Below are 20,074 nucleotides of genomic sequence, written 5' to 3'. Positions count from 1 at the left end.
ACGCGACGGGCTTGAACGTTCGGACCCACCCCGCGACGGCGGGTCGGCGTCGTCCCGGAACGGGACCTGTCACCCCGCCGATGCAGTTGCTCTCAGTGGCGAGAGCGTCCGGAAGAACAATACTTAGGGGCGTCGCCGACGACAGCCCCGAATGCAATGCCACAAGTCACTACCACGTCCGACGAGGGAATGAACGCAGAAAACGACGTCCGCGACTTCTCGCTCACCGTCGACGCGACGGGCGAGGAAGCGCCGGACACGCTCGAGACGCTGCTGGCGGCGTACGGCTCCTGCTACGTCCCCGCCCTGCGCGTCGGCGCCGAACAGCGCGACGCCGGCGACCTCGGCAAGATCGAGATCGACGTCGACGGCGAACTCAACGACGACGACAAACTGGAGTCCGTCGACTTCGACATCAAGTGGGAGGCAGACGTGGACGACGACACCGCCGAGCGCGTCGTCGACCGCGCGTTCGACCTCTGCAAGGTCCACGACGCGCTCAAGGACAGTCTCCACGCGGACGCCTCCGTCCAGACCGGCGCGTTCTGACTGCCCCCGTCGTTCTCATCGATTCGTCTTCCTTCGCCGCTTTCTGTTCCCCGAGGTGAAAGGGAAGCGTATAAAAGTCGCGCAGGGCAACGTTGGGGTATGAGTCAATCGCAGAAACAGAGGCGCAAGTGCGTCTCGTGCGGGATCAACATCTCCGGCACGAACGCCGCGTCGTTCAAGTGTCCGGACTGCGGGCAGACCATCTACCGCTGCGCGAAGTGTCGCAAACAGAGCAACCTCTACGAGTGCCCCGACTGTGGGTTCATGGGTCCGTAACGATGGGGAAAGTAGCTGCCAAAATCAAGGTCATGCCGGAGAGCCCCGAGGTCGACCTCGACGACCTCCAGGAGCGACTCGAGAACTCCCTCCCCGAGGGAGCCAAGATAAACGGCTTCGAGCGTGACGAGGTCGCGTTCGGTCTCGTCGCCCTGCTGCCGACCGTCATCGTCCCCGACGACACCGGCGGGACGGAAGCCGTCGAGGAGCAGTTCTCGAACGTCGACGACGTCGAGAGCGTCGAAGTCGAGAACGTCGGTCGCATATAGACCGCGCTTTTACTTCGTCCGCCGTCGCTCGCTGTCGTTCTCGAACGCCGAGCCACCGCGAGCGTCGCCGGGCCGTCGCTCGTTCGAGCCGACGGTTATCCCGACGTCGTCGCGGCTCCCTTCGGCGGCGACGTTCGCCACGAACTGGGGATGGCCGGCGAACACGGCCACCGTCTCGTCGCTCACGCGCTCGACGCGGTAGGCGGTGTCGTCGCGCCGCCACCCCGCGTCCGTCCGGGTCGCCTGCCGGTCGAGCACCGTCTCGAAGGCGCGTCGAAACTGGGTGGCGTTCGAGCGGTCGTCCCACCGGAGCACCCAGGCGTAGCCGGAGTCTCGTCCCCGCGGCGTCCGACGGAACTGGACGAGCGCGTCGTTCCCCCAGCCGGCGGCGGCCCGGGCCGCGCGCGTCTCGTCCAGTTCGGTCGTGAGCGCGACCCGGACGAACAGTTCGCCCTTCCGACCGGGCGGGCGCGCTCGCCACTCGCCGGTCTCGCCCACGGTCACGGAGAGCGACTTCGCGGGTTCCGTTCCCGGCGGGTAGTCGTGGAGCACCTGCTCGGTCGTCGTGGGCGGGTTCGCGTACACCGACGACAGTTCCCGGGGCGAGGATACCCGGGAGCGCACGTACCGCGCGCCGAAGTAGTACGGCGCGATGGCCCACTTCTGGAACGCGGTCCCGTTCCGGTACGCGCGGCGCGTCGCCGCCAGCGACGAGTGGTCCTGGTAGCGCCGCGCGTAGACGTCCTCGACGTACTCCGCGCCGCCCTCTATCGTGCTCTTGGCGAGCAGGTAGTTCCCGTCCGGCAGGCGTTCGAGAACGTCCGCCGACTGCTGGACGACGTGCGCGAACTCGTGAGCGAGGACGTGTTCGACCGCCTTCGGTGGCGCGTCGGCGAACGTCATCGTGACGCGGCCGCGCGGCGAGACGCGCCCGTTGACGCCGGGCGTCGGGGGATTGGGACGTGCCGGCTCCGCGCCGAGCACCCGCAGGAACTTCGGCGGCAGCATCTTCTCGGTCGGACTGGGGTCCGAGTCGTCGACGGACACGACCGGCGGGACGACGTTCGTCCCGTGCATGGCGTCGACGCGCTCCCAGACGCGGTCGGCGTCGACCGGCAGCGTGCCGCCGGTCACCTCGACGTCGGTCGCCGTCGTGCGCTCCGACTCGTCGCCGGGTCGACGCGACTCGGTCGCAGTCCGGGTCGTCGTGGCGTCGGTCGAGACTCCGACGGTCGGCGCGTCCGTCGCTCCCCCGGTGGTCGCCATGTCCGTCGTCCCCGCGGTCTGTGCGTTCGCCGGTCCCGCGGTCGATACGTTCGCCGCCCCCGGAGTCGCCACGCTCGCCGTTTCGCCGGAGGCTCCGGTCGCGACGCCCGGCGGGACGGCCCCCCAGCTGACCAGCACCAGCGCGACCAGCAGAACGAGTCGCCCCCGACGACCGTTCATACCTGTAACAGGTCGGCGGGGATGAAATAGCTTGCCGGGACCGCTACTCCCCGACGCCGCTCTCGGCGTCCGGCAGTTCGTGGCGCGTCGTCTCGATTCCCAGTTCCTCCAGGGCGGCTTCGAGGTGTCGCTCCTCGGCGTATTCCGCGCCGTCCTCCTCGCGGAGGCGCTGGGCGGTCGCCAGCACCTCGCCGCGTCGGTCGTCGGGAACCTCGAACTTGTCGGTCGCCAGTTCGACGACGAGACCGTTGTGGTCCCGGGTGTACAGCGAGTGGAAGATGCCCCGGTCGAACTCGTTGTACCCTCGTCCCGCGTCCGCGAGCGCCTCGCGGACCTCGACGAACCGCTCGGGGTCGACGCTGAAAGAGAGGTGGTGGACCGCGCCGACGCCGGTGCGCTGCGGGTTCGGGTTCGACTGCCGGTCGTCGCTCACGAAGAACGTGAGGATGCGGCCGTCGCCGGTGTCGAAGAAGAGGTGCGTCTGGGACGGGTCGTCGAGGTTCGGTTGCCTGAGGACGAGGGGCATCCCGAGCAGGTCGCGGTAGAACGCGACGGTGTCCTCGGCGTTGCTGCCGACCAGCGTGATGTGGTCGGTGCCCGTGACCTGGACGGGGCTGTCCGGTCGGTCTGCCGTGACGTCGAACTCGGTGGCGGGTCGGCGGTCGTCTGTCATAATCCCGAGTACGGCGAGCGGACTGTTAGACCTGTTCCTCCCGGAACCCCGCGCCGAGAGCGAACGGCTATCGAAGCGCGCTGTCGAACGCCCGCTCCAGGTCCGCCTTCAGGTCCTCGACGTTCTCGATGCCGACGCTCGCCCGAATCAGGCCGTCGCGGAGTCCGGCGGCGACCCGTTCTTCCTTCGGAATCGCGGCGTGGGTCATGGTGGCGGGCTGTTCGATGAGGCTCTCGACGCCGCCGAGGCTCTCTGCGAGCGTGAACACCCGCGTCTCGCTCACCACGTCGGCGGTCTCTTCGAGCGAGGCGTCGAGTTCGAAGCTGACCATCCCACCGAAGTCGTCCATCTGCTCGCTTGCGAGGTCGTGGTCGGGGTGCGATTCGAGTCCGGGGTAGTAGACGCGCTCGACGCGGTCGTGGCCGTCGAGCCAGCGGGCTATCTCGCGGGCGTTGTCGCAGTGGCGGTCCATCCGGACGGGCAGGGTCTTCGTCCCGCGGAGGACGAGGAAGCAGTCGTGGGGACCGGGCGTCGCGCCGACGCTGTTCTGGTAGAAGCCGAACCGCTCGTCGAGGTCGGCGTCGTCGGTGACGAGCGCGCCGCCGACCACGTCCGAGTGGCCGCCGAGGTACTTCGTCAGCGAGTGGGAGACGACGTCCGCGCCGAGGTCGAGCGGGCGCTGGAGGTACGGCGTGGCGAAGGTGTTGTCCACGGCGCAGATGGCGTCGGCGTCGTCGGCGAGGTCCGCCATAGCTGCGATGTCGACGACGTTCAACAGGGGGTTCGTCGGCGTCTCGACCCAGAGCAGTTCGGTCTCCTCGCGGACGGCCTCGCTGACCTCGTCGGGGGAGGTCATGTCCACGAAGGAGAACTCGAGGTCGTAGTCCTCGTACACCTGCGTGAAGATCCGGTGGGTCCCCCCGTACACGTCCTCGCTGGCGACGACGTGGTCGCCCGATTCGAGCAGGTTCAGTACCGTGTTGATGGAGCCCATCCCGCTGGAGAACGCGCGCCCGAACTCGCCGCCCTCGAGGCTGGCGAGGTTCGCCTCCAGGTCGGTCCGGGTCGGGTTGCCCGTGCGGGAGTACTCGTACCCCCGGTGGTCGCCCGGACCGTCCTGCACGTACGTCGAGTTGGCGTAGATGGGCGTCATCAGCGCGCCCGTCTCCTCGTCCGGCTCCTGGCCGGCGTGAATGGACCGGGTCTCGAACCGGAACGGTTCGGCGTCGTCGGAGTCGTTTCCGCGTTCCTCGGTCATGTCCGATTGGACGGAGGCCCGGCAGGTTACTCTTGTCCTTCGCGGTCGCCCCCCTGCCGGAACCCAGGGATTTACGCTGTCCGCCACAGAGGGGAAGGACATGCTCGTACTTCGCGGTGCAGAGGTCGTGGACGCGAACGGCGTCCGCGAGGCAGACGTGGCGGTCGACGGCGACGAGATCGCGGCGGTCGGTGACGTGCCGGACGACGCCGACGAGGAGATAGACGTCAGCGGCCGGTACGTCGCGCCCGGACTGATAGACTCGCACGTCCACCTGATGATGGACGGTCGGCCGGACCCCGCCGAGACCAACGCCGAGAGCGAGACGATGCTGGCCTACCGCGCGGCAGCGAACCTCGCGGACGCGCTCGACGCGGGCGTGACGACTGTCCGCGACCTCGGCGCGCCGACGACGCTCGCGCTCGACGCCGGACGGGCGGTCGAGGCGGGCGTTCTGGAAGGTCCGCGCGTGCTCGCATGTGGCGAAAACGTCGTCATGACCGGCGGACACGGCCACTGGTTCGGCCGGGAAGCGGACGGGACGGCGGAGGTCAAGAAGGCGGTCCGCGAACAGCTCAAACGCGGTGCGGACGTGGTGAAGTGCATGGCGACCGGGGGCGTGCTGACGGAGGGGGCGCTCACCGGCGCGCCGGAACTCGACGAAGAGGAACTGACGGCGCTCGTCGACGCGGCCAACGCGAAGCGCGTGCCGACCGCCGCGCACGCCCACGGCGCGGCGGGCATCAAGAACGCCGTCCGGGCCGGCATCTCCAGCGTCGAACACGGTACGTTCATGGACCGCGAGGCGGCCGAACTGATGGCCGAGGAAGGCACGTACTGGGTCCCGACCGCGAAGGCACTCGACGGTATCATCGAGGCGGGTACCGAGGGCGGTATCCCCGAGTTCGCCGTCGAGAAGGCGGAGGCAGCGAGCGACGCGTTCGCGGACGCGTTCGAACACGCGCTGGAGGCGGGCGTCGACGTGGCGATGGGCACCGACGCCGGCACGCCGTTCAACCATCTCGCCGACGCGCCCGAGGAACTCCAGCTGATGGTCGAGTACGGCCTCTCGCCGCAGAGCGCGCTGGAGGCGGCCACGGTCAACGCTGCCGACCTGCTGGGGCTGGACGACGTGGGACTGGTCGAGGAAGGGTACCGCGCCGACCTCCTCGTCCTCGATTCGAATCCTCGCGAGGACGTGACGGCGTGGGAATCGACAACACGGGTCTTGGCAGCTGGGACCATCTGTCGGTGAGAAAGCCACGTCACAAGGTCTTTTATATCCAGGCATGGACCAAGTATATACATGAGACGGCTCCTGGCTGTCGGCCTCGTCGTCATGCTACTCGCCGGCTCTCTTCCGGCATTCGGGAGTCAATCGACGACGGCGACGAAGCAGACCATCACGACCTCCCAGGAGTTCGACAACGTGGAGTTCCGGATCGTCGTCTACGACAACAGTTCCGCACGGTGGACGTTCCACTACGAGCGCACGCTCGAGAACGACAGTGAACGACAGCAGTTCCGCCAGTTCGCCAAGCAGTTCAACAGCTCCAGCACTCCGCTGTACACGAATTTCAAGGAGAACGCGGTCGGACTCACCTCGAACGCAGCGAACCAGACTGGCCGCGTGATGAGAGCCGAGAACTTCTCGAAGAACGCCAGACTCGAGGGCGTCGGAGTGGAGAAGAATCTCGGCGTCGTCGAGATGTCGTTCAAGTGGACCTCGTTCACGTACATGGGCGACAACGGCCACGTCGCAATCGGCGACGTGTTTCAGGACGGACTGTATCTCGGGCAGAACCAGACGCTCGTCGTCGAACCGGGCAAGAAAGGAATGACGTTCACCTCTGCGAAACCGGCCCAGGGGCGGAACATGACCGGCGACACGCTCGCAGAGAGCGACAGCGTCTCCTGGTCCGGCGAGCAGAAGTTCAACGACCAGCGCCCGCTCGTGAAGTTCAAAGCGCCGAACCAGAACGTCTCGGCCACGACGACCACGACCAGCAGTGGGACTACCCCGCCCGGCCAGAACGGCGAGGAACCGACGTCAGACTCGCCGATGATGCTGTTCGTCGCGGCGGTCGTCGTCATCGTCGGTCTCGCCGCGGCGTTCGCGTGGCGACAGGGTGGGCTTGGCGGATTATCGACCGACGACGAGGGACCGGACGCCGGCCCCGGCGGTCCACCCCCGACCCAGCCCGAAAGCGGTGGTAGCACCGGCGGAGAGCCCGCGGTCAGCGACGAGGAACTCCTGACCGACGAGGCCCGGGTGAAGAAGCTGCTGCACGACAACGGGGGACGGATGAAGCAGGTGAACATCGTCGAGGAGACGGGGTGGTCGAAGTCCAAGGTGAGCATGCTCCTCTCGGAGATGGAAGACGAGGGCGACATCAGTAAGCTCCGGGTCGGCCGGGAGAACATCATCAGCCTCGACGGTCACGAACCCGACGCTGCCGGGTCACCTCTCGACGAATAACCCTCCTTTTTCACCCGCGCTCGCTTCGGTCGGGGGAGAGATATCGCCCGACTAATATGGCAAACCGGGACAGGGCGGCCCTGAAGCGCAACTGTTAAACGTTCAGTGGAACTACCCGGAAGTGCGAAGGACGCTCCGTTGGTGTAGTCCGGCCAATCATCTTGCCCTCTCACGGCAAGGACCAGGGTTCGAATCCCTGACGGAGCACTCCTCCTCCTGCCGTCTTCCGGTTTCGAGCTGTGGCACAGGACAATCATCATGTCGCCACAGGGCAATCACGTAACTCGGATTCCAGCATCGTCACGCAGTCATGCGATTCCGGCCAGTTGTCCGGCACGGAGACTCGCCGGATTCGGCACTCAGAAATATCCGACCCGGCGCACGCTGAAGGCGATCGAATCAGGTCTGCTGGTCGATGCCGTTTCGTTGAGTCAATCACTCCCCGCATCGACTATGACGTCCCGCGAGTCGTCGTTAGTTCAATTGCGCGGAGCCGAGGTTCGTTTGGGTCGGTTGTTTGTTGGGTTCGTGAGGCCTGGTTGTTGTCGCCTTATCGAACTAGAAGCCACTGTTGACGCTGAGCACACTCTCCAGATTGTGCGGAAGAAGCCACATAGCAATGGATATTTGAAATATTTGTACCACACAGGACCAAATGTTGTATTATTCGTAAATACGTCCAGTACGAGGTAACTACTTCGCGTTAGGCTTCGGCATCGTAGCCAGCGTCTTCGACGGCTTCGACGAGTGCCGTGACCTCCGCGTCACCCTCGACGCGGGCCTCTTCGCGTTCGTGGTCGGCGGTAGCGTCGGTTACGCCGTTCGTGTCGCGGAGTGCGTCTTCGACAGTCTGTTCGCAGTGTCCACAGGACATTCCTTCGACAGTGATGGTCGTCGTCATACACTCTAGGAAAAGAACTCCTATTTTATGTGGGTTTTCCCTTCGAAAGACAGATACTCTCCCCGGAAAGTTTTGGAATCGAACGCAGCTGTATCCAGTCCTGTACATTGTCAGGCCGTAGGTCTCGACTCCGGTACGACACCGACCTGGTTGAGTTTGCTGCCAGCGCCCGCGTCGGGAACGGCGATCAGTCTGAATGACCAAGTGGACCAGCGAGAGTTGGCCGGTATCGTCTGTGGCCTTCAGAACTCCGGTCGCTGTACGGCTTGTGGTGTGGATTTATCGTCGTTCGCGCGTCCGCTTACTGGAAGGACAGTCCGCAACCGCACTGCTGGTCGGCATTCGGGTTCTCGACACAGAACCCAGTTCCGTGTGCAGTCTCCTCGACGGTCACTTCGGTCCCCTGGAGGTACTGCTTGCTCGGGCCATCGACGAACACCACGACGTCGCCGTCTTCGCAGACGACGTCTTCGGGTTCGGGTGACGCGGCCAGTTCGAACTGGTAGGCGAGTCCGGCACACCCGCCGCGCTCGACGGAGACGCGGAGCCCAGCGGATTCGGTATCGTATCCCTGGGCCTGCAGGAGTGAGTGGATGCGCTTTTCGGCGTCGCGAGTGAGCGTAACCGCGTCGGCGTCCTCGAGCATGTGTCCGTGACATTTTCGCTCGGGTGTAGTAAGCGTAGTGCCGCTCCGGCGACAGGACGATGGTCATAGTTTTGCTGTCGCAACATCCACGATGTTCATTGTTGGGTAGATCGGCACAGGAGGTGATGGTGGTGTCAGCGCACACTGGCAGGCACCTCTCACTCCCGATGCACTCGACTATCCAAGCAGGGCTCGGTCGTGACGATTGTCTGGGTTGGTCATCCGTGCGGCCACGTCGTGGGTAAGTCCCTTCTATATTCGAACGTCTGTGTCGCCAGGTCCACTGGTTGGTGTGCTTCGAAGCGGGGGGTGGTCGGGAGGCCCGTCGTTGGGGTCGGCTACGTTACTGTGGGCGCAGTGATTGTATTGGTTGGGGTTGGCTCAAGAGCGCCAGAGGTCGTCTGGCAGCCTTGAACAGGGTAGCGGCCGATATAATTATAAAGAAATATAGTAAGCATATAAAACGTATGGTTTGTCACTTATAAAAACACCTCCATAAGGTTAAGAAACATTGTTTTATGTGGACTCTCAGCATGATAGTAGAATGAGAGAGAGATTATCACGCAGGCAGCTGTTGTCGGGCATGGCTGCCGGCACGACGGCTACTCTTGCTGGCTGTTCAGGCGGGAGTTCTAACGAGAACACGTCACCGAACGATGGTACGGGAACGAAGACCTACGGTGAAAGCCAGCTGAAAGATGAGATGACGGTCGCACTGTCGACCGACCCCACGGCTGGCGTCTGGGCAGTGTACGGCGGCGTGATGCCGTACTACACTAACGTCCTAGAACCCCTCATCTGGGTCAGCGATGACATGAAACTCGTCCCGTGGCTCGCGAGCGACTGGACATCAACTGGCGAGAAGACTTGGGAATTCACTATCCGCGACGGCGTGAAATTCCACAATGGAGACACACTCACCGCCGAGCACGTCGCCTGGTCGTTCAAGACCGTGCTCAACGAATGGTCGTACGCGCCCGGGTGGCTCCACGTCAAACCAGAGAACGTCAAGGTGCTCGACGACCGCACCGTCGAGTTCACCACGACGGACGTGTTTCCGACGTTCCCCGGCACCATCGCGCACAACATGGTCGCCATCCAGCACCCCGAACGGAGTCGCGAGAACAAGGAAGTCATCGGGACGGGGCCGTTCAAAGTCACGGACCGAAAGAAGGGACAGCGCGTCGAGACCAAGGCGTTCGAGGACTACTGGAAGGGCGCGCCGAATATTAAGTCACTCACGTACCGGGCTATCACCGACCCGACGACGCGCGCGCTCGCCCTCGAAAACCACAACGTCGACGTCGCATACTCACCACCGACCTCGAAAATCAAGTCGCTGTCCAACAACAATAGCACGAAGGTCAGCAAGCAGACGTCCCCCGGCGCGATGTACGTCGGCCTCCACAACTACAAGGAGCCGACGAGCGACCCCAAACTCCGGAAGGCGCTCAACTACGGGACCTCCCAGGCGAAGCTCGTCAAGTCCATCCTCAACGGCGTCGGCCTCCCTGCACGTGGACCCATCGCGAAGTCCATCTACTGGTCCGCCCACGAGAAGCTACCGACGTACGACCGGAATGTCAGGAAGGCAAAACAGCTCGTCAAGAAGTCCGCCTACAATGGTCAGGAACTGACGTTCCTTGTCAGCAACGGGACAACCAGTGGCCGAACAATCGCGACCGCACTCCAGGGATGGTACGACGAGATCGGGGTCAACGTCAAGATTTCACAGAGGGAGGAGGCGGCGTTCGCTGACGCGGTCCGGGCGGGCGACGGCCACCTGGTGCTAGAGAGTTCCAGTTCCAACAGTGGCGCCGCCGACTACCTCATCTACGAGACGTTCCACTCGAAGGGCGACGTCAACGAGCGGCTCTACAAACAGAACGGCACCGGACTGTACAACCCCGGTGGGAAAGTCGACACGCTCATCTCCGATGGCTTCCAGACGGGTGATAAATCAGAGAAAGAACAGAAGTACGAGAAAGCGCTGCAGATCATCATGAAAGACGAGGCCTGCGTGGTACCGTTGACCTACCAGCAGTACGTCGTCGGCTCCCGCACCGACGTGAAGGGTCTCGACCTTCGCCCCATCAACGAGATGGTGCGCTGGCCCGGCACCAAGCACGTGAAACAGTAACTCCCGCTGGCTTCCATTCTTCATGTTACAATTCCTCATTCGTCGATCCGCAACGATGTTGCTCGTCCTGTTCGGGGTGTCGGTCGTCACGTTTGGCCTGATGTTCGTCACGCCAGGCGACCCCGCAGAGACGATTCTCCGCAAGCAGATGGGGGGCCGAACACCCTCCCAGGAGGCAGTGGAACAGTTCCGGGAAGCACGCGGGCTCGACAAGCCGGTTCCCGTCCAGTACGTGAACTGGGTGGCCGACGTGCTACACGGCGACCTCCGGCAATCGTACTTCCAGGAGACGAAAGTGAGCACGATGATACTAGACAGGGCGATACCGACGCTCGAACTCGCCTTCGCTGGCATGGCAGTAGCGCTCGTCATCTCGATTCCAGCCGGCATCATCAGCGCCGTCCACCAGGGCCAGTTCCCCGACTACTTCAGTCAGTTCGGCGCACTACTGGGTATCTCGATGCCGAACTTCTGGCTCGGGTACCTGCTCATTATCGTTTTCTCGGTCCGCCTCGACATGTTCCCCGTGGCCGGTGTCGGCGGCTTGAGCCACTTGGTCCTCCCGGCGATCACGCTCGGGACGGGGATGGCCGCCATCATCACCAGACTCATGCGGTCGTCGATGCTGGAAGTCCTCGACAAGGAATACATCCAGACGGCGCACTCGAAGGGCTTGCGCGAACGCATCGTCGTGTACAAGCACGCGCTCCGCAACGCACTCATCCCCGTCATCACCATCGTTGGCCTCCAGTTTGGCTACGTGCTCAACGGTGCCGTCGTCATCGAAATCGTCTTCCAGCGCCCTGGGCTCGGCAATCTCCTCATCGACTCCATCTTCAGCCGGGATTATCCGGTCGTGCAAGGGCTGGTGCTGGTCATCGGCACGATATTCGTGCTGACGAACTTCGCTGTCGACATCGCGTACCGGTTCGTCGACCCCCGTATCTCCTTCGAAGGTGATACCCAATGAGCAACGTAGAAAACGGCTGGCGGTGGAGTCCGCGTAGAATTCCCGGGATGGTGCGGTCGTTCAAGAACTCCCGGAAGACCCAGCAGTTCCTCTCACACCGGCTGAACCTCGTCGGGTTGTTCTTCGTCTCGCTGGTGGTCTTCGCCGCGGTGTTCGCGGCTCCGATCAAAATCATGGGCGTGCCTGTGCAGCCGTTCTCGCTCGCACCGTACTCGCCGACCGAACAGAACCTGTTCAACCGACTCGCGGCCCCGTCACTCAAACACCCGATGGGGACCGACCAACTCGGGCGCGACATCTTCAGTCGAATCCTCTACGGGGCCCGGATCTCGCTCCGCATCGCCATCACCGTCGTCACCGTGACCCTCGCGATCGGGACGACGGTCGGCGTCGTCGCGGGCTACGTCGGCGGCTGGGTTGACGAAGCACTGATGCGCATCGTCGACATCCTGCTCGCCTTCCCGGGGCTCCTGCTCGCGCTCGTGGTCGCTGGCATCCTCGGCCCGAACCTGAACAACATCATGATCGCGCTCGCCGTCGTCGGCTGGACCCAGTACGCACGCGTCATCCGAGGCGAGACGCTATCCGTAAAGGAGAACGAGTACGTCAAGGCGGCACAACTGATGGGCGTGTCCAAACCACGCCTGCTCGTACGCCACGTCCTCCCGAACGTCGTCACACCGGTCATCGTGCTTGCGACGATGGACCTCGCCTACGTCATCCTGGGGACAGCGGGCCTGTCGTTCCTCGGACTCGGAGCGCAACCGCCGACGCCGGAATGGGGAACGATGCTCGCCAGCGGTCGGGACTACGTCACGTCCGCGTGGTGGATCGTGAACTTCCCCGGTCTCGCGATCATGATACTCGTACTCGGATTCAACCTCCTGGGTGACGGGCTCCGCGACGTGCTAGACCCCCGCGACCTCGGTAACGTGGAGGGGAAGGGTCTATGACGGACACGGACCCGCTCCTCAACGTCGCGGATCTACAGACGAAATTCGACACGCGCGAGGGAACCGTCCACGCCGTCGACGGCGTGTCGTTCACCGTCGAAGAAGGCGAAATCGTCGGCATCGTCGGGGAGTCCGGCAGCGGCAAGTCCGTCAGCGCGCTCTCGCTCGTCCGACTTGAGGACCCTGGCCACATCACTAACGGCTCCATCCGATTCAAGGGCACTGAGATGACCGAAGCCGACGACCGCACCATCCAGCGGATTCGCGGCGACGGCATGGCGATGGTGTTTCAGGACCCGATGGAGACGCTGAACCCCGTGTTCCCCGTGGGCGAACAGATCGAGGAGTCGCTGAAAGTCCACGACGACCAGGCCGACCAGCGGCTGCTCGACTACCTCCACGTGCCGCTGTTCAGCGACCGCTCGGAGCGCGCCGAGCGCCGCGAGCGTGTCACTGAGCTGATGGAGCAGGTGGGCATCCCGTACCCCGGCGAGCGCATCGACGACTACCCCCACGAGTTCTCCGGGGGGATGCGCCAGCGTGCGATGCTCGCCATCGCGCTGGCCCGAGAACCCGACCTGCTCATCGCCGACGAGCCGACGACGGCGCTGGACGTCACCATCCAGGCGGCCATCCTCGACCGCCTCAAGGAACTCAACGAGAACCTTGGAATGTCGATCGTGCTCATCTCACACGACTTCGGCGTCATCGCCGAAATCTGCGACAAGGTTCTCGTGATGTACGGCGGCGAAATCATGGAGGCCGGCAGCACCGAGCAGGTGCTCACCGACCCACAGCACCCGTACACGCGCGCCTTGCTGGAATGCATGCCACAGAACACGCCTCGGAAGGAGCCGCTGCGTATCATCGACGGCCAGGTGCCGAACCTGCTCGACCCCGAACCGGGCTGCATGTTCGCACCACGGTGCCCGCACGCGACCGACGCCTGCGTGGGCCACGACATCGATCACATCGACTGCGGTGACGATCACTCCGTGGCCTGCTGTCATCTCGACGCCATCGAGGGTGACGCGGGCGTCGAAAGGGGGGATGCGTCGTGAGCGTAGACCGCACATTGCTCGAGATCGACGGCCTCTCGAAGGAGTTCCCGACCGACGACTCCTTCCTCTCCGGCGTGCTCGGCACGCGAGGGTACCTGAAGGCCGTTCAGGACGTCTCGTTATCCATCGACAAGGGCGAGACGCTCGCGCTGGTAGGGGAGTCCGGCAGCGGCAAGTCGACACTCGCGAATCTCGTCACGGGCCTCCACGAACCGACGGCGGGCGACGTCCGGTTCGAAGGCGAATCGCTCGAGACGGCGACCAGCCGCACGCAGGACACCCTAGCCGACATCGGCATGGTCTTCCAGAATCCGAAAGGGAGCCTCGACCCGCGCGTGACCGTCCGGAAAGCCATCAAGGAACCGATGCACGCCGCGGGGTGGAGTCGCGAGCGCCGCGAGGAACGCGTCGACGAGCTAATGGACATCGTGGACCTCCAGTCGAACTTCGGCAGCCGCTACCCCAACGAACTGTCCGGCGGCCAGGCCCAGCGCGTCGCCATCGCGCGGGCCGTCGCGCTCGACCCGAAGCTACTCGTGCTCGACGAACCGGTGTCCGCGCTCGACGTGAGCGTCCAGGCGAAGATCCTGAACCTCCTCATGAAGCTGCAGGATGAACTCGATCTGACCTACCTGTTCATCGCGCACGACCTCAACGTCGTCGAACACATCGCGGACCGCGTCGCCGTAATGTATCTCGGGAAAATCATGGAGGTCGCACCAACCGAACAGCTCTTCGAGAACCCGAGTCACCCCTACACCGAGTCGCTGCTCTCGGCAATCCCCGAAATCACGCCCGGGGGACAGAACGACCGCATCGTGCTCCAGGAGGACCCACCGAGCCCGGTGAACCCGCCGTCAGGATGCGTGTTCCACACGCGCTGTCCGGCAGCCGAAGAGCGCTGCACCCGGGAGGTCCCGGACGGCCACGAGGTCGACGACGGCGAGTCGCGGTGTCACTTCGCGGAGGAGGTCTACGCGAGTGAGTGACGACGCCGGCGACGCGTCGGCCCCAGGAGACGATGACATCCCGGAGGGCGACGACCCAGGTCACTCGCTCCCTGAAAGCGACCTCAACTACCCGACGCTGACGTTCGATGACGGCGAGATCGCCGAGGACGGCGCGTTCGATCTTTCGACGTCCACCGATCACGACGAGATGGCCGAGATAGCCGAAGACCTCGCAGGCGCGCTCGCGAGCCACGACCTCGGCGTGGCCGCCCCGGAGGGTTTCGTCACGTTCGGCGTCGGGCCCCAGCGCGTGGACGTCACGTTCGACCCGGATGACGACGACCGGGGGGATTTGGAAGTGACGTTCCGGCTCTCCGCGAAGGCTATGCTCGTCGGCGACGATGCAAGCGACGTGGTCGGCTCCCGTGGCGACCGGGGCTTCGTCCCGCTTTCGATGCTCACGCAGGACCGCGATCACTACCGCTGTTACAACTGGATCGACGACCCGGAGAATCCAGACTGACCTCGCGGCGGGCTTGAGCAGCCGGCTGGCCAGTCGGCCTCGAGTGGCCCGACGCCGGTTTCGGCGTCACTGAATCTTCGTCGCCAGGGACACGCGCCATCCGGGGTTTCGAGACGTAGATCTGCACCCAGTTCGTGATGAGCAGCCCCACGACGATGGCCCAACTCGCGGTCCAGAGGGATCCGAGGCCGATTCGCAGGGCCTTGACGACGTTCGATACGAACGTGCGGCCATGAGTTCCTCCTGTCGGGCCTCAGTTCGGTGGTGATTCGGCGTGGACGACCTCGGCGAGGCTATCGAGTTGCGCCGAGACGTGCGTACACTCCCCGGCGAGGTGGAGAACGAGGTCGTCGAACGCGATGATGCCGACGATTCGTCGTCAACGACCGGAATCCGGCGCACGTGGGCGTCGGTCAACGAACAAACGCACGGTCAACCGCCTCGGGGATACTCACCGTAGGTGGCGGCTACCGAGCCTCTGAAACTCGGTCAGATATCGGGACTTCCCAGAAGAGAATCGCCCCTGACCCAACGATGAGGACGGTTCCTGCAACGGCCAATGCAAAAAGCGGCGATACGAGGTCCGAGATAACACCGCTCCCCAGCTGGAATGGAACCACAGTCACGCCGCTAACCATCGCCATCGCACTCAACACTGTCGCTCGACCGACCGTTCCGATGCGGTCATTGACGTACTGCCCGGCAAACGACCGCGTTACGTCAGCCAATCCTCGAGCAACCAGAAACGTCGGTAATGCAAGAATCGGTACAAAATACATCCCGATTAGCGCCGTCCCGACGACGAACGGCAGGACTAGAAACCACATCCGGATTCCAATGGTTTCCCTAATTGTACCGGTGTAGTAACTCAAAACCGCGCCGAAGAGACTGTACGCCGCATAGAACCACCCGAGGAGCGACTCGACCTGTCCAGGAGAGACGCCCAAATCAACGACGACCGTCTCGAATATCGGCTGGAGAAACACGAAGACGAGGTACGTCACTGCAGCGTACAAAACGTAGTAATAGAGGATGAGTGCTCGAATATTCCGTCGCGAGAGTGCTTCCTTGACGATGCCGAGTGTCCGTTCGAGACCGAGTTCCTCGGTGTCCGCCCTTTCGTAAGTGTCCGGTTCGTCGAGTGTGAGGAGAACGAGTGCCCCAACTCCTGTGACTACGGCAGCAACGAACCACGGCAGTGAGAGGTCGAGACTGCCGAGATACCCACCGACGACCGCTGCAATAGCGCCGACCGCCAGTGAGGCCGATTCCCCACGTCCTCGAACGCGGGCAAATTCGCTCTCTGAGAGTTCGTCCGTGAGTGTATCGTACAGCCACGCGTCCTCACTTCCCGACCGGAAATTGTAACCTGTCGACCAGAAGACATAGAGGATGGCCAGCGTGTGAAACGAATTTGCAAGGCCGATTCCGACGAGGGTCGCTGCGATGAGTACCGTGCCGACGAGCAGACTGTCTCGCCGACCGATGCGGTCGCCGATGTAGCCCGTCGGAATCTCGCCGAACACCGTCGTCAGATTATAGATTGCTTCCAGAATTGCAATCTGGGTGAAGTCGAGTCCCTGTGCAAGAAAGAAGAGGTACATAATCGGTCGGTAGAACTCGACTGCCTTCGTCGACTTGTACAGGTAGTATTTAAGAACGTTTCCGGAAGCCGACGTAGGCCAGTGTCGGAAAGAGAGACTGCCCATAGAGAGACGTGTTGATGGACACCGACAATTGAATTCCGTTATTATCGCACACTGGAATCGTAATATCGAAACGACGGACGAGGAGCATTTCTCTGCGATTGACTCCGTTGAAGATAGATATGCCGACAAGCCACAGTTCGACGACAGACCCTGCTCACCTTATTCGACCAGGAAGGGATTTACGAGTACTACTGTCGGTTACAGGGCAAAGACACGTGTGGTGTCATGCTCGTCGGTAATGTCGCGCCCGGACCGACGTCCGAGAAATACGAAGCGCGGTGAAGAGCCATTGGGAAGGCCAACGATAACTGTCTGGTCGAACACCGTATCCTCGTACTCCGTCTCCGGTTCGATTCGTCGGACAGTTGCAGGGATTCCTTCGTTCACTTTCATCGTTCTGTTCGTCTTTTCGAAGAGTGCTGCCGGGACGTATTCGGATTCGAACTATGGCTTCGCTTCGAAGACCAGACTGGTCGACGTCTCTGCTGCGCGGCGAAAGCGGGTAAATCCACCCTCAGTGACGACCTCATGGGTTCGTTCCTCTCCCGCTTGTGCACCGAGACCGTAGCCGACGTCCTGACTGAGCGAATTCGGTGTACAGGCTACTGTCGAGATCGAGTACGCGAGGCGGCCAAACGGGGAGAGGTTGTCTTCGACCCGGTCCTCGGCATAGGGTTCGACGATCATCCACGCCCCGTCGTCGGTGAGCGTCTCGTGGACGTGGGCCGCCACACCGACGGGATCACCCATATCGTGGAAGCAGTTGAACATGGTTACTAGGTCGTAGTCGGTTCCGTTGTACTCCCTCGCGGTCGCCACCTCGAAGTCGACGCGGTCGGCGACGCCCGCCGTTTCCGCTCGCTCGCGCGCCACCGCAATCGATGCTTCGTGGTAGTCGATACCGACGACCTTCGAATTGAGGTACGCTTCGGCCATGCGGATCGTCGGTGCGCCGTGCCCACAGCCCACGTCCGCGATTCGACCGCCGGCTTTCAGCGCGGCATCTATCCCGTCGAGTGCAGCGATCCATTCGAGCAGGTAGGCCCCGTAGGACGGTCCGAAGAAGCGTTCAGTACCGTGAAACACGTCCTCGTCGTGTTCGTGCCAACCGATGCCCTCACCCGTTCGAAACGCCTCGCGGAGTTCGGGTTCGATCTTGGACGCCGATGCGACCAGCTGGAACGCACCCGGCATGAACACCGGGCTTTCCCTGTCGGCTAAAACGTACGCCTGCTCGGGTGAGAGATCGTAGCGGTCGGGTTCGGGATCGTAGTTCACGTACCCGCCGGCGGCCTGCGAGCGCAGCCACTCTCGAACGTAGCGTTCCGAGGTATCCGTTTTCTCGGCCAGTTCGACGGATGTGAGCGGCCCGGCGTCGTCTAGTACCGCATAGAGATCGAGTTCGTCGCCGATGACGGCCAGCGCGGCGTGGACCGTCGCGCCGAGGTCGACGAGCGACGTTTCCACGAGTTCGGTCAGTTTCTCTTCGTCGATCGGGTCTGCTTCCGCTCGGGTGTCAGTTGTCATGGTTCTGTTGCTACACGGGTTTCAGGTGTTCACTTCGGAGTTCTTCGTCCGTGTCGTCCTTCCCGTGGACGTCGTGCGCGTGGTTTTTCGCCAATTCGACCGCTCCTTTTTCGTTTTCCGATCGAATGATGAACGGCAATCGGCTGCTGCCGCTTCACGGTCGAACTCGTGTACTTGCGCCACTTCTGCCCACCTTCAGATACACCATCGACTGCTACCGAGATAAACATGATTAAAGATGGTATTTATTTTGGGAGTTCTATTTGACAGTACCCGTTTCCTTGCCTCCAGTGTCCGAATTTGTTCCACCAACCAAGGGGTAGAAGAAGTCCACGATAGTGAACAGACCCTCTATACTCAGCGGTCTACCATATTTCTAGATTAGCAACCTCCTGGAAAATCCGGCAAATCGTGGTTGCCTATACGGCACCGAAGGGGGTTCGAGCGGGCAACGCGACGAGGCAACGAGGTCGACGTAATCGAATACGACTGGGCCTCTCCAGCAAAGGCGTCGGTCATCAGTTACAGGCACGATGGGTCCGCGGCCCGCTCCTCAACGCGTCTTTGTCCTCGTCGTCGGTGTCCAGCTTTCAGGCGTCGACCGGAACCGTCGATCTGCTCTCTATCGACTACTCACGAAGGAAGGAGTCGACTTCAGCCGAGACCATCTCCGGCGCTTCGGCGGGGCCACTGTGGCTAACACCGTCGAACTCGACCAGTCGGCTATGCGGAAGCGCCTCGTGGACAGCGCGGGCGCTATCGCGGAGGAAGTCTGGACCGTCGGTACCGGTCAGCACGAGCACGGGGGCGTCGACGTCGAGACGGTCAGGAAGCTGGTACCGCTCGACGGCACGGTTCATCCGGACGACCTCCTCTGCGAGGTCCACGCAGTCCGGCCAGACTGGCCACTCTGCCAACCACGCGTCGAGATCGTCGATTCCCTCGGGGTGGAGGACCTGCTCGATGTAGCGTTTCACCGCCTCACGGCGTTCGTCCTTCTCGACGAGTGCCTCCATGCGGTCTGCAAGATCGGCCTCCTCCCGGAAGTCGTCGGGGAGGACCGCCGGTTCGTACGCGACGACCGCCTCGACCGCTGCATCCGTCGCGGCCTCGATTGCAGTGAGTGCGCCGTAGGAGTGGCCGAACAGGACCGGATCGCCGTCAACGGCGTCGACGAGCGTTCGTACGTCCCTGGTCTCCCGTTCCAGCACCTCGTCGGCGCTTGTCTCCGCTGGATCGTCGAGACGGGTGCCGAACCCCGGCCGCTGGGGGACGATAGCGGCGTACTCTTCGAAGTGGGGGATGACCGGGTTCCAGTACTCCCGGGGGGCCATCCCCCCGTGGAGTAGGATCAGCGGCCGACCGTCGCCGTGTCGTTCGTAGGATAACTCCGTACCATCTGCGGACTGTCTCGTCTGCATGCATCGCTACGTTCGAGAGCGACCGGGCTAAGCCGTTCTCTCAGTGATGGGGCCGTACAAATGGGGGCGGCTGGACGCTGGGGGAGACGCTAGCCGAAGCAGATTACACCGGGACTGATGCCGTCACGGTGACGCTGGCCACGAAGGGTGGGCGGTTTCACCCGTATCCGATGGAAATCCGCACCTCCCCAGTTCTACACATTCGGACCGTGTAACTGGTCGCAAGAACCCTCCCGAAAGGACTACTCGACCAGGTAATGCGCTCGTTTCATGTCGCTGGAAGAGAACTCCACAGCTACTATATCGGCTCGGAAGTTGATTTC

At 63.0% G+C, this 20,074-nt stretch carries 20 protein-coding genes and 1 tRNA gene; 13 read left to right on the top strand and 8 right to left on the bottom strand.

Annotation, left to right across the window (positions count from 1 at the left end; translation table 11 throughout):
• The first annotated feature begins 156 nt into the window (after window positions 1–156).
• The 3 genes from ACTF4R_RS14835 (at window position 157) to ACTF4R_RS14825 (ending at window position 1,094) form a co-directional block, all read left to right on the top strand.
• Complete coding sequence (locus tag ACTF4R_RS14835) at window positions 157–549, top strand: OsmC family protein (protein WP_440008664.1); 393 nt, start codon at window positions 157–159, stop codon at window positions 547–549.
• A 99-nt stretch (window positions 550–648) separates the two neighbouring features.
• Complete coding sequence (locus ACTF4R_RS14830; RefSeq protein WP_113277356.1) at window positions 649–825, top strand: HVO_2753 family zinc finger protein; 177 nt, start codon at window positions 649–651, stop codon at window positions 823–825.
• A gap of 2 nt (window positions 826–827) precedes the next feature.
• Window positions 828–1,094 carry an elongation factor 1-beta gene (locus tag ACTF4R_RS14825; RefSeq protein WP_113277355.1) on the top strand — a complete coding sequence of 89 codons (267 nt, stop codon included), beginning with the start codon at window positions 828–830 and terminating at the stop codon, window positions 1,092–1,094.
• Between the two features lie 9 nt (window positions 1,095–1,103).
• On the opposite strand, the gene ACTF4R_RS14820 is transcribed toward ACTF4R_RS14825, so the two are convergent.
• The 3 genes from ACTF4R_RS14820 to ACTF4R_RS14810 all read right to left on the bottom strand — a co-directional run bounded on the left by ACTF4R_RS14820 (window position 1,104) and on the right by ACTF4R_RS14810 (window position 4,471).
• The gene (locus ACTF4R_RS14820; protein WP_440008663.1) at window positions 1,104–2,540 is read right to left on the bottom strand and encodes a hypothetical protein; all 1,437 of its coding nucleotides are present in this window, start codon (window positions 2,538–2,540) and stop codon (window positions 1,104–1,106) included.
• Window positions 2,541–2,583: 43 nt separating this feature from the next.
• Complete coding sequence (locus ACTF4R_RS14815) at window positions 2,584–3,213, bottom strand: VOC family protein (protein WP_440008662.1); 630 nt, start codon at window positions 3,211–3,213, stop codon at window positions 2,584–2,586.
• Window positions 3,214–3,280: 67 nt separating this feature from the next.
• On the bottom strand, window positions 3,281–4,471 hold the full coding sequence (locus ACTF4R_RS14810; protein ID WP_440008661.1) for a cystathionine gamma-synthase: 1,191 nt from the start codon (window positions 4,469–4,471) through the stop codon (window positions 3,281–3,283).
• Between the two features lie 100 nt (window positions 4,472–4,571).
• On the opposite strand from ACTF4R_RS14810, the gene ACTF4R_RS14805 reads away from it, so the two are divergent.
• The 3 genes from ACTF4R_RS14805 to ACTF4R_RS14795 all read left to right on the top strand — a co-directional run bounded on the left by ACTF4R_RS14805 (window position 4,572) and on the right by ACTF4R_RS14795 (window position 7,157).
• The gene (locus ACTF4R_RS14805; protein ID WP_440008660.1) at window positions 4,572–5,726 is read left to right on the top strand and encodes a metal-dependent hydrolase family protein; all 1,155 of its coding nucleotides are present in this window, start codon (window positions 4,572–4,574) and stop codon (window positions 5,724–5,726) included.
• Between the two features lie 51 nt (window positions 5,727–5,777).
• Window positions 5,778–6,950: a helix-turn-helix transcriptional regulator gene (locus ACTF4R_RS14800; RefSeq protein WP_440008659.1), complete on the top strand. Its 1,173-nt coding sequence runs from the start codon at window positions 5,778–5,780 to the stop codon at window positions 6,948–6,950.
• 132 nt (window positions 6,951–7,082) lie between these two features.
• Window positions 7,083–7,157 (top strand) — tRNA-Glu (locus ACTF4R_RS14795).
• A gap of 496 nt (window positions 7,158–7,653) precedes the next feature.
• On the opposite strand, the gene ACTF4R_RS14790 is transcribed toward ACTF4R_RS14795, so the two are convergent.
• Both ACTF4R_RS14790 and ACTF4R_RS14785 read right to left on the bottom strand, forming a co-directional pair.
• The gene (locus tag ACTF4R_RS14790) at window positions 7,654–7,851 is read right to left on the bottom strand and encodes a heavy-metal-associated domain-containing protein (RefSeq protein ID WP_440008658.1); all 198 of its coding nucleotides are present in this window, start codon (window positions 7,849–7,851) and stop codon (window positions 7,654–7,656) included.
• A 301-nt stretch (window positions 7,852–8,152) separates the two neighbouring features.
• Window positions 8,153–8,497: a HesB/IscA family protein gene (locus ACTF4R_RS14785; RefSeq protein ID WP_440008657.1), complete on the bottom strand. Its 345-nt coding sequence runs from the start codon at window positions 8,495–8,497 to the stop codon at window positions 8,153–8,155.
• 703 nt (window positions 8,498–9,200) lie between these two features.
• Between ACTF4R_RS14785 and ACTF4R_RS14780 the strand changes: the two genes are divergently transcribed.
• The 7 genes from ACTF4R_RS14780 (at window position 9,201) to ACTF4R_RS14750 (ending at window position 15,554) form a co-directional block, all read left to right on the top strand.
• Window positions 9,201–10,637: an ABC transporter substrate-binding protein gene (locus ACTF4R_RS14780; RefSeq protein WP_440008656.1), complete on the top strand. Its 1,437-nt coding sequence runs from the start codon at window positions 9,201–9,203 to the stop codon at window positions 10,635–10,637.
• 22 nt (window positions 10,638–10,659) lie between these two features.
• The gene (gene nikB, locus ACTF4R_RS14775; protein WP_440008655.1) at window positions 10,660–11,607 is read left to right on the top strand and encodes a nickel ABC transporter permease; all 948 of its coding nucleotides are present in this window, start codon (window positions 10,660–10,662) and stop codon (window positions 11,605–11,607) included.
• On the top strand, window positions 11,604–12,560 hold the full coding sequence (gene nikC, locus ACTF4R_RS14770; RefSeq protein WP_440008654.1) for a nickel transporter permease: 957 nt from the start codon (window positions 11,604–11,606) through the stop codon (window positions 12,558–12,560). Before nikB ends, nikC begins: the two co-directional genes overlap by 4 nt.
• Window positions 12,557–13,621 carry an ABC transporter ATP-binding protein gene (locus ACTF4R_RS14765; RefSeq protein WP_440008652.1) on the top strand — a complete coding sequence of 355 codons (1,065 nt, stop codon included), beginning with the start codon at window positions 12,557–12,559 and terminating at the stop codon, window positions 13,619–13,621. Before nikC ends, ACTF4R_RS14765 begins: the two co-directional genes overlap by 4 nt.
• Window positions 13,618–14,610: an ABC transporter ATP-binding protein gene (locus tag ACTF4R_RS14760; protein ID WP_440008651.1), complete on the top strand. Its 993-nt coding sequence runs from the start codon at window positions 13,618–13,620 to the stop codon at window positions 14,608–14,610. The genes ACTF4R_RS14765 and ACTF4R_RS14760 overlap by 4 nt, the downstream gene beginning before the upstream one ends.
• On the top strand, window positions 14,603–15,094 hold the full coding sequence (locus ACTF4R_RS14755; RefSeq protein WP_440008649.1) for a hypothetical protein: 492 nt from the start codon (window positions 14,603–14,605) through the stop codon (window positions 15,092–15,094). Before ACTF4R_RS14760 ends, ACTF4R_RS14755 begins: the two co-directional genes overlap by 8 nt.
• A 274-nt stretch (window positions 15,095–15,368) precedes the next feature.
• The gene (locus ACTF4R_RS14750) at window positions 15,369–15,554 is read left to right on the top strand and encodes a hypothetical protein (RefSeq protein ID WP_440008648.1); all 186 of its coding nucleotides are present in this window, start codon (window positions 15,369–15,371) and stop codon (window positions 15,552–15,554) included.
• Between the two features lie 7 nt (window positions 15,555–15,561).
• On the opposite strand, the gene ACTF4R_RS14745 is transcribed toward ACTF4R_RS14750, so the two are convergent.
• The 3 genes from ACTF4R_RS14745 to ACTF4R_RS14735 all read right to left on the bottom strand — a co-directional run bounded on the left by ACTF4R_RS14745 (window position 15,562) and on the right by ACTF4R_RS14735 (window position 19,751).
• Complete coding sequence (locus ACTF4R_RS14745) at window positions 15,562–16,803, bottom strand: MFS transporter (protein WP_440008647.1); 1,242 nt, start codon at window positions 16,801–16,803, stop codon at window positions 15,562–15,564.
• Window positions 16,804–17,247: 444 nt separating this feature from the next.
• Window positions 17,248–18,330: an SAM-dependent methyltransferase gene (locus ACTF4R_RS14740; protein ID WP_440008646.1), complete on the bottom strand. Its 1,083-nt coding sequence runs from the start codon at window positions 18,328–18,330 to the stop codon at window positions 17,248–17,250.
• Between the two features lie 629 nt (window positions 18,331–18,959).
• Complete coding sequence (locus ACTF4R_RS14735; RefSeq protein WP_440008644.1) at window positions 18,960–19,751, bottom strand: alpha/beta fold hydrolase; 792 nt, start codon at window positions 19,749–19,751, stop codon at window positions 18,960–18,962.
• Window positions 19,752–20,074: the final 323 nt, after the last annotated feature.

The organism is Halomicrococcus pelagicus (genome assembly GCF_051917725.1).
Lineage (GTDB): Archaea > Halobacteriota > Halobacteria > Halobacteriales > Haladaptataceae > Halomicrococcus.
This window is presented reverse-complemented; position numbering and strand designations above follow the sequence as displayed.